9 protein-coding genes are annotated in these 9041 nt (G+C 67.9%); 7 read left to right on the top strand and 2 right to left on the bottom strand.

Annotation, left to right across the window (positions count from 1 at the left end; genetic code table 11):
* Together PHQ87_RS11895 and PHQ87_RS11890 are read right to left on the bottom strand one after the other, a co-directional pair.
* On the bottom strand, positions 1 to 832 hold an 832-nt coding region (locus tag PHQ87_RS11895; RefSeq protein ID WP_300234470.1), incomplete at its 3' end, for a branched-chain amino acid ABC transporter permease.
* Between the two features lie 42 nt (positions 833 to 874).
* Positions 875 to 2173, bottom strand: coding sequence for a branched-chain amino acid ABC transporter substrate-binding protein (locus PHQ87_RS11890; RefSeq protein ID WP_300234467.1), 1299 nt, complete (start codon positions 2171 to 2173; stop codon positions 875 to 877).
* Between the two features lie 125 nt (positions 2174 to 2298).
* On the opposite strand from PHQ87_RS11890, the gene PHQ87_RS11885 reads away from it, so the two are divergent.
* The 7 genes from PHQ87_RS11885 to PHQ87_RS11855 all read left to right on the top strand — a co-directional run.
* Positions 2299 to 3939, top strand: a complete 1641-nt coding sequence (locus tag PHQ87_RS11885; protein WP_300234465.1) for a class I adenylate-forming enzyme family protein — start codon at positions 2299 to 2301, stop codon at positions 3937 to 3939.
* Positions 3936 to 4451 (top strand): MaoC/PaaZ C-terminal domain-containing protein, encoded by a 516-nt coding sequence (locus PHQ87_RS11880; RefSeq protein ID WP_300234462.1) that lies wholly within the window; start codon positions 3936 to 3938, stop codon positions 4449 to 4451. Before PHQ87_RS11885 ends, PHQ87_RS11880 begins: the two co-directional genes overlap by 4 nt.
* The gene (locus PHQ87_RS11875; RefSeq protein WP_300234459.1) at positions 4448 to 6724 is read left to right on the top strand and encodes a N,N-dimethylformamidase beta subunit family domain-containing protein; all 2277 of its coding nucleotides are present in this window, start codon (positions 4448 to 4450) and stop codon (positions 6722 to 6724) included. The genes PHQ87_RS11880 and PHQ87_RS11875 overlap by 4 nt, the downstream gene beginning before the upstream one ends.
* 60 nt (positions 6725 to 6784) lie before the next feature.
* A complete protein-coding gene (locus tag PHQ87_RS11870; RefSeq protein WP_300234456.1) occupies positions 6785 to 7447 on the top strand; it encodes a TetR/AcrR family transcriptional regulator in 663 nt (220 codons plus the stop codon).
* Positions 7444 to 8067 (top strand): DJ-1/PfpI family protein, encoded by a 624-nt coding sequence (locus PHQ87_RS11865; RefSeq protein ID WP_300234454.1) that lies wholly within the window; start codon positions 7444 to 7446, stop codon positions 8065 to 8067. The genes PHQ87_RS11870 and PHQ87_RS11865 overlap by 4 nt, the downstream gene beginning before the upstream one ends.
* Entirely contained in the window at positions 8064 to 8501 is a 438-nt protein-coding gene (locus PHQ87_RS11860; protein WP_300234451.1) for a Rid family hydrolase, read from the top strand. Before PHQ87_RS11865 ends, PHQ87_RS11860 begins: the two co-directional genes overlap by 4 nt.
* A gap of 167 nt (positions 8502 to 8668) precedes the next feature.
* A partial coding sequence (locus tag PHQ87_RS11855; RefSeq protein WP_300234448.1) for a tripartite tricarboxylate transporter substrate-binding protein occupies positions 8669 to 9041 on the top strand: 373 nt, incomplete at its 3' end.

The following is a 9041-nucleotide window of genomic DNA, read 5'->3' as shown; positions in this document are numbered from 1 at the left end:
CGGCGAGCACGGCCGGCGCGTACCGCGCCAGCATGCCGATGGCCTGGCCCAGGCGCAGGTCCACGGCGATCAGCAGGGTCTGCAGCATGCCGATGAGCAGGGCGGCCAGAAAGGCGCCCTGGATCGAGCCGAGGCCACCGATGACGACCACCACGAAGACAATGGTGCCCAGTTGCGTGGCCATCGAGGGTTCGGTGGTCAGCGCTGCACCGCCGATCACACCGGCCAGGGCCGCCAGCGCGCTGCCCAGGCCGAACACCCACATGAAGACCCGGTCGGTGTCGTGCCCCAGGTTCTCGACCATCATCGGGTGTGTGAGTGCGGCCCGGACGATGAGGCCGACGCGGGTTCGTGCCACCAGCAGGTACAGACTGCCCAGGGCCGCCACGGCCACCGCCACCATGAAGGCCTTGTAGGCCGGATAAGGGGTGCCGAACCACTGGAACAGGCTGCCTTCGAGCGCGGGTGGAAAGTGGTGGTCGACCACGCCGGCTCCCCACACGAGCTTGACCGCCTCCTCGATCAGGAAAGCCAGCCCGAAGGTGAACAGAAGCTCGGCGACATGGCCGCGGGCGTGCAGGGGGCGCAGCAGCCAGCGCTCCAGCGCGCAACCGAGCAGCCCGACCAGCAGCGGGGCCACCAGCACGGCGGTGGCGAAGCCCAGCGGCCTGGCCAGTGCGTATCCCATGTAGGCGCCCAGCATGTAGAGGCTGGCGTGGGCAAAGTTCATGATGCCCATCAGGCTGAACACCAGGGTCAGCCCGGCCGCCAGCATGAACAGCAGAAAGCCATAGGTCAGGCCATTGAGCAAAGACGAAGCGATGATGTCCATCGGTGATCCGTGTGCAGGTCCGTTGGGGTTGGGCGCGGGTGCTTACCTGGCCGGGCGCTTCATCTGGCAGGCCATCACCGGAGCGGTTTCGGTGGCGCCGATCTTCGCGTCGGTGCGGAAGCCCAGCGACATGCCTTCGATGCCGTACCTGACCTGCTGACCGTCCACCGCGGCAAAGGTCTGGATGAACAGCGGCGCGAGCAGCTGGTGGTCGCCCGCCCGCATCTCCACCTCGCCGAAGGCGCCCTGGGTCTTCAGGCCCTCGAGCGCGAACGCCACCGGCTTGGGCTCGGCCGTGCCGGCCTTGCGCACCGCTTCGCCCAGCAGCCCCACCATCTCGATCACCCCCGTGTGGAAGATGTCGGTCTTCGGGTACTTGGCCTTGAAGTTGTCGTAGATGGCCTTCATGCGTGCAGGCATGGCATTGGTCTCCCAGGTGCCCACCAGACGCAGGCGCTCGATGCCCGCCGCGCCAACCGCTGTCGGCGCGCCCAGGGCATTGCCGTAGTAGGTGTAGAAGCGCACGTTCAGCCCGGCGTCCTTGGCGGCCTTGATGAGCAACACCAAATCCTGGCCGAAATTGCCGGTGATCACGGTGTCGGCGCCCGAGGCCTTGATCTTGGCCACATACGGTGCAAAGTCCTTGGTGCGGCCGATCGGGTGACGTTCTTCGCCCACGATGGCGATGTCGGGCCGCATCGAGGCCAGGTAGCGCTTGGCCGAGGCCTCGACCTGCTGCCCGAAGCTGTAGTCCTGGTTGATCAGGTACACCCTTTTGACGGCGGCGTCGCGGGTGATGTAGGAGGTCATCGCGAACATGCGCATGTGCACGTGCGGATCGAACCGGAAATGCCAGAACGAACAGCGCGACTCGGTGAAGTCGGGGTCGATCGCCTGGTGGTTCAGGTACAGCACCTCACGCCCGGGGTGGCGCTCGTTGTAGGTGTTCACGGCCTCGATCAGGCCCGAGACGATGGCCGAGCTTCCCCCGCCGGCGAAGTAGCGGATGCCCCGATCGGTGGCCTGGCGAAAGATGTTCAACGCTTCCTGGGCCTTGCCCTGGGCATCGAACACGGACACCTCGAACCGGATGTCTTTTTCGCGGGCGTTGAACTCATCCACGGCGGCCTGCAGGGTGCGCACGTTGGTTTCGCCCTGGCTCTGAAAGGGGCCGGACAGCGGCTCGAGCTGCGCGATGCGCACGGTGTGCTGCGACCAGGCCTGGGTGGCCGACAGCACGAGGGTGGCCGCGGTGGTCCAGGCAGCGGTCCGACGGACGAGGCGGCCGATGCCGGCGAACCTTGCTGCCGGGACATGGGTGGGCAGGGTGGGTGTGTTCATGGTGCATGTCTCCTCAGGGTGGGTGGGTAGGCGGGAAACGTCCGTGTGTCGTCGCCCGTTGCATGGAAAGTCTAAGGCGTGATAATCTATAGGTCAATCAAAAATTAAATCATCAATAAAATTTTATGAAGACCGAAGACCTGATGAATGACGTGGCGGGATGGCGCCGCATCGATGACGCGCTGTCCGTTCATGCGCGGCGCACGCCGACTGCCGTGGCGGTCAGTTTCGAGGGCAGGCACTGGAGCTGGGCGGCTTTCGACGCGTTGGTCGGGCACACCGCGCAGGCCCTGGTGTCGGCCGGCCTGGCTCCGGGAGACCGGGTCGCGTTGCTCAGCACGCCCAGGCCCGAGTACCTGCTGGTGCTCATGGCGCTCAGCCGGGTGGGAGCCATCTACGTTGGCCTGAATCCGCGTTACACGGTCAATGAAGTGGCCGAGGCCGTCGGGCGTGTCAGGCCCCGCCTGCTCATCACGCTGCGGTCATTCGAAGGGCGGGATTTCCTGGCCCTGATCGATGCCGTGGCCGGGCAGGTGGCGCTGCCGCCGGTGGTGTCCTTTGACAGCATGGACAGTTGTGTCGAAGGTCTGAGCCGCATCGGGCGTCTTCCGCCGCCCCCGTCCGACACGCTGGACGTGCCGACACGTTCGGCCTTGCCCGGGACGGCCGTGATCGTCTTCACCTCGGGCACAACGGGGCGGCCCAAGGCGGCCATGCTGACGCATCGCGGGCTGCTGCATGCCGCCGCGGTGCAGCACCTGCGTCTCAATCCGCCGCAGCCACGCTACCTGTGCAATCTGCCGGTCAACCATGTCGGTTGCCTGATGAATCTCACGCTCGCGGCCCTGGTGGGCGGCGGCAGTGTGGTCTTCCTGCAGCGCTTTTCGGCGGCGCGAACCTTGCAACTGATCCGCGACGAGCGGGTGAACTGCTGGCTGCAGGTGCCCGCCATGTACCACGAGTGTGTGCGCGATCCCTCATTCGACCCGAAGGCGCTGGGCCATCTGCACAGCATCTGCATAGGGGGCGGGGCGGCTTCGGCCTGGACCATCCGGCAACTGCGCGAAATCGGCGTGCCGCTGTACGTGGAGTATGGGCAAACGGAGACCTCGAGTTCGGCTGCCTACTCGGACCCGGGCGCCGACGACGAGGTCTTGGCGCACTGTGTCGGCCGCTTCGACCGCCATTTCGAGTTCCGCATCGCCGACCGGGACGGGCGCCTCTGTGCCCCGGGGGAAGTGGGCGAAATCCAGGGGCGGGGCGCGCTGATCTTTGCCGGCTACTTCGGCGACCCGCAGGCCACGCAGGCGGCGTTCACGAGCGACGGCTGGCTGCACACCGGCGACCTGGCCATGCAGCGCCCGGACGGCAACGTGGCCATCCAGGGCCGGCTCAAGGAAATGATCAAGAGCGGTGGGTACAACGTTTACCCGCGCGAGATCGAGCAGGTCCTCGAAAGCCATCCGGATATCGACCAGGTGGTGGTCGTCGGCCTTCCCGACGAGCGCTACGGCGAGGCCGTGCATGCCGTCATCGCCTGGCGCACGCGGGCGCCAGGGCGCGAGGCGCTGGCGGAACTGTGCCGCAGCCGGCTCGCCAACTACAAGGTCCCCAAGAGCTTTCGGGTCATCGAGGCCTTTCCCTTGCTGGCCAACGGAAAGATCGACCGCGTGACCACACGTGCCATGGCGTCCGGACTACCGGAGCTGAACGCAAGCGGCACACCGGCCAAACACCACCTTGCCAACCAAAGGGAAACGACATGATCAAACTATTCGAAGACAGCAACGCCCTGGCCCTGCTCGGGCAGAAAATCGGCGTTTCACGCTGGATCCCTGTGCCGCAGCAGCGCATCACCGAATTCGGTCGTGTCACCGAGGACCCCGACCGCATGCACATCGATCCCGCCTGGGCGTCGCTTCACAGCCCGTTCGGCAAGACGTTCGCTTTCGGGTTCCTCACCGTGTCCCTGCTCACGCGCATGGTCAACGACATCGTGGCCCGGCCGTCCGACGAGTTGTCGACGCTCAACTATGGTTTCGACCGGCTGCGCATGCTCGCACCGGTGCTGGTGGACGACCGCATCCGCGGCCATTTTGTCCTCAAGGCGATGAGCCTGCGCTCGCCCACGCAGTACCGTGCGGTGTACGACGTGACGGTGGAGATCGAAGGGCGCGCCAAGCCGGCGCTGGTGGCGGACTGGATCTCGGTCACCAACGTGGCGCAACCGCGCACGCTGATGAGCGCCGGGGGGCCATCGGCCGGGGTGCCGGCATGAGCGCCCCGCAGGACATGACCGGCATCCCGGCCGGCTACGCCGTGCCGTGGGTGGTGGCGCCGGGCCAGGCGGTGGCCCTGCACGCCAGCCTGCCGCGGGCCACCCGGGTGGACGTCGTCCGCCTGGCCTGCCTCAACGCCGAGCGCGACCCGGACGGACGCCCGTTCGGGCCGGCCGAATCCATCTCTGCGGTGCCGGCAGCGCTGTCGGGCATCCACGGGCCGGCGGTGCAGCCCTTGCTCGCCGGCGCGCAGGTCGGCGCCGTGTGTGCCCGGCTGCCGCTCTGGCGCGATGGCAGTCTGGTGCTGGCGCTGCAGCGCATGGCCCGTGGCGCGCCAGGCCACGTGATGTCGCTGCTCGATGCGCAGGGGTCCGGCATCGTCATCGAACTCGACGCGCCCAGGGGGTCGGTGGCCATGCTCGGCGTCGCGGTGCAACCCGGTGGCGACAGCCTGAGGATTGCGCTGCCCGACGGCGAATGGCTGCTGCTGGTGCTGGACTTGCTGCCCGATCCGGACCGCCCGGGGCAGGCGGTGCTGCAGGCCCGCACGGCGCGGTGTTGCGCGGTGGTGCCCGATGGCGTGTCCGGGGCATGGGACACCTGGCACCAGCAGTCATGTGCCATGCCTGGGGGCCGACCGTCCCACTGGTACCTGGGCACGCGGCCCGGCCACCGGGCCAGCGCCGACGTGCGCCTGGACCTGTTGTCGGTGGTGCCGCGCGCGTCGGTGCAGGGCCTGTCGCCGGCCGGGTTGCTGACGTGTGAAGACGATGGTGGGGCAGGCCCGAGCGCGCCCTGGGAGCGGATGGCGCTGGGCGCCACCGACGGTGCCTGCCTGCTCAGGGCACGTCTGGGCAAGGGCGCCAGTGTGCAGGATCTGGCCAGAGGCGCCCGGCTGCACGAGCCGCAGCGCCCCTATACCGCCGTGCGAGGGGTACGCTGGGACGGCAGGTTCCAGGACCCGCAGCGGGCTCCGGCCCATTACTCGGCGCTGCACTTCAACGCCGATACCTTGCTCGACGCCCACTGGGTGCCGACGACGAGCTGGCGCGTCCCCGACGACCTGGACAGCGGAAGCTATGCGTTCCGACTGCACGCCGTTGACGAACCCGGCGCCGAGCCCGTCTATGTCAGCTTTTTTGTCAGCGGTGCCACCCGGCCGCGCCACCGCGTCGCGGTGCTGCTGCCCACCTTCACCTATCTGGCCTATGCCAACGCGCCCGAGGACATGCGTGGCCCGGTCATCTCCGGGGCCGAGCACGTGGCCGAGCGCAGGCTTGATGCCTTGCACCCGGCCCATGGCCGCTCCATCTACGAGCGGCATGCCGACGGGCAAGGGGTGCTGTGGGCCGGCAGCCGGCGGCCTCTGTGGAGCGTTTCACCCGGGCACCGGCCCTGGGGGCTGGTGGCCGACAGCTGGCTGATGGACTGGCTGCAGGCGCAAGGGCAGGCGTTCGATGTCATCACCGACCACGACCTGCACCGCCTGGGAGAGGCGGCGCTGGCGCCCTACCGCGTGGTGCTCACCGGCCACCACCCCGAGTACACCAGCACCGCCATGTGGGACGGCCTGTGGCGTTATCTGCACGGCGGCGGCCGGCTGCTTTACCTGGGCGGCAACGGCTTCTACTGGCGCACGGCCTGCGACGAGGAGGCCGAGATGATCGAGGTGCGGCGCGCCGAAGACGGCACCCGCCCCAGCATCGGTGCGCCCGGTGAATACCATTGCGCGTTCACCGGCGAGTACGGGGGCTTGTGGCGGCGGCTGGGGCGGGCACCGCAGCAGATCGTCGGTGTGGGCATGGCCGCGCAGGGCTTTGAGCGCGCAGCCCACTACCGCAAGTGCGCCGACGCGCCGGCACCGGAGATGGCCTTCGTCTTTGCGGGGGTCGATGCCGGTACGTTCGGGCGCTCCGGCTGGTGGGGTGGTGGTGCGTCCGGCTGGGAAATCGATCGCAGCGATGCCGACCTCGGCACGCCCGCATCCACCTGGTGGCTGGCACGCTCCGAGGGCCATGCGGCCAGCATGCTGCGCACCAAGGAGGAGCTCCTGTCCTACATACCGCCGTTCGAAGACCGCAAGGCCCGCTCCGACGTGGTCCTGGCGCCCGTGGGGCAGGGCGATGTGTTCGCCGTGGGCAGCATGACCTGGATCGGTTCCTTGCACGGGGACGGGCGCGAGCCGACGGATGTGGCGAGAATAACGGCCAATGTCATCCGACGCTTTCTGGATCCGCTTCCGTTGCCTCGCAAGGCAACCCCTGAACGATGAAGTACCCAAACCAATCCGATTCCCGGTCCATGGTGGCCACAACCGCGCGCGGGTGGCATCATGGTGAGTGAGCGTGTCAGCGCCAAGCGCGCCGCATTGCGCCAGCGCATCATCGAGGTGGCGCTGGAGGCCTTCTCTTCGCGGGGCTTCGAGGCCACGACGACCGCCGACATCGCCGATACGCTGCAGATGACCGGTCCGTCGCTGTACCACTACTTCCGCACCAAGGAAGAGCTGTTCTTCGCCTGCATGGATCACATCCTCGAACAGCTCCACGCCAGCGTCACCAAGGCCGCTGCGGGCAAAGGTACCGTGCGCGAGCGCATGGCCCGGGTGCTGCAGGCGCAGCTCAAGGTGGAGCTGGGCAGCGGAGGAGCGGCCTCGCTGGTCAACGCCCACCTGTACGGCCCGCAGTACCTCACCCAGGTGCTGTCGCCCGAGCGTCGCGAGGCCTTGCGCCTGCGCCAGCGTGCCCTGGTGCAGGTGTTCCGGGAGCTGATTGACGAGGGGGTGGCCAGTGGCGAATTCGTGGTCGCCAATACACGGGTCACGACCTTCAATGTGCTGGCGGTGCTCCAGTACTCCAGTGTCTGGTACCGGCCCAAGAAAGGCCTGCGCCTGTCCGATCTGATGGAGGCCCAGGTGGCCGCGGCCATGCAGTTGCTGGGCGTTCCGGTGGCCGCCCCCAAAGCCGCCTCTCCCGCGCGCAAGAGGCGTCCATGAGCTTTGGTGTTCTGATCTATCCGGGGGTCGAAGAGCTCGACTTTCAGGGGCCCTGGGAAATGCTGGGCATGTGGCACACCTATGCCGGGGGGCCAGCGCCGCTGCTGGTGGCGCGCAGCCTCGATCCGGTGCGCTGTGCGCATGGCATGCGCGTGCTGCCCGACGCCGACTTCTCCTGCGCGCCGGCGCTCACCCATTTGCTGGTACCAGGCGGTTTTGCCGCATTCGACGAAATGCAGCAAACCGACCTGATGGCGTTCGTGCGTCGCTGCGCCAATGCCGGCGCGACCCTGATGTCGGTGTGCTCGGGCAGCTTCATCCTGCTGGCCGCCGGCGTGCTGGCGGGGCGCCGCGCCAGCACCAACTGGAAAGTGGTGAACCGCCTGCGCGAGGCAGGCGTCGAGGTGATCGAGCAGCGCTACACGCAGGATGGCCCGGTGTGGACGTCGGCGGGCGTCTCGGCGGGCATCGACATGCTGCTGGCCTACATCGCCCGCACGCAGGGAGAGGCAGTGGCAGGCCAGGTCCAGTTGCATGCGGAGTATTTTCCGGAAGGGCGCCTCTACGGCCCGGTGCCCGACGGTCTTGCCCGGCCGGCCTACGTGGATGGCGGGTCATGACGCCCGGGCGCCTGGCGGTGCCGGCGCGCACGGCCTGGGCCGGGATGCTGGCGTATTCGCGCGCCGTCAGGGTCGGGCGGCACGTGTTCGTCTCGGGCACCCTGCCGGTGGATGAACAGGGGCGGCTCGTGGGCGGTGACGACGCCGGCCTGCAGGCGCGGCATGTGCTGACACTGATCCAGCAGGCGATCGCCGAGGCGGGCGCCGACATATGCGATGTGGTGCGGCTGCGCATCTACCTGCGCGACATGGCTGACCTGGCGGCGGTGGCCGCGGCGCAATGGGCCGTTTTCGAGCACGTGCGCCCGGCCTGCACCGTGGTTCACGCGGCACTTGCCCAGGACCATTTCCGTGTCCAGATGGAGGCGGAGGCGCTGGTGCCAGCGCCGGCGTCCCGCGGTGGCCAGGTGGTTCACCGTTGCCATGGGGTATGAAATATTCTATAGATAAATAAAAAATATATTTAAAAATAAAATATTTTCGTGTAACCTGCGCAAGGTGCGGCCCCTCTTTTGAAATCCTCTGCCGCACCCGGCAACAGGAGGTCAGTGCCATGGGTTTTGTACGTGCATCAGGACAGGCGCTTGTCCGCAGGTGGCGGGTGCGGGCGGGCCAATGGTGGCTGGCTGCCGGGGTGGCGCTGACACTGGGAAGCGTCGCCTGGGCCGGCTATCCCGAGCGTCCGGTCAAACTCATCGTGCCGTTCCCACCCGGGGGTCCCAACGATGTGGTGGCGCGGCTGGTGGCCGAGCCGATGGGGCAGCGCCTGGGGCAGCCCGTGGTGATCGACAACCGTGCGGGCGCGGCCGGTCTGGTCGGTTCCGAGGCCGGGGCCCGGGCGGCGCCGGATGGCTACACGCTCACCCTCGGCAGCACCAGCAGCCACTCGCTGCCCACCTTGCTGGGGCAGAAAATCAACTACTCGCCCACCCACTCGTTCGCGCCCGTCGGTCTGATCGGCCAGACGCCGACGG

The organism is Hydrogenophaga sp. (assembly GCF_028698005.1).
GTDB lineage: Bacteria > Pseudomonadota > Gammaproteobacteria > Burkholderiales > Burkholderiaceae_C > Hydrogenophaga.
The sequence above is the reverse complement of the archived record's forward strand: the minus strand, read 5'-3'. Positions and strand labels throughout refer to the sequence as shown.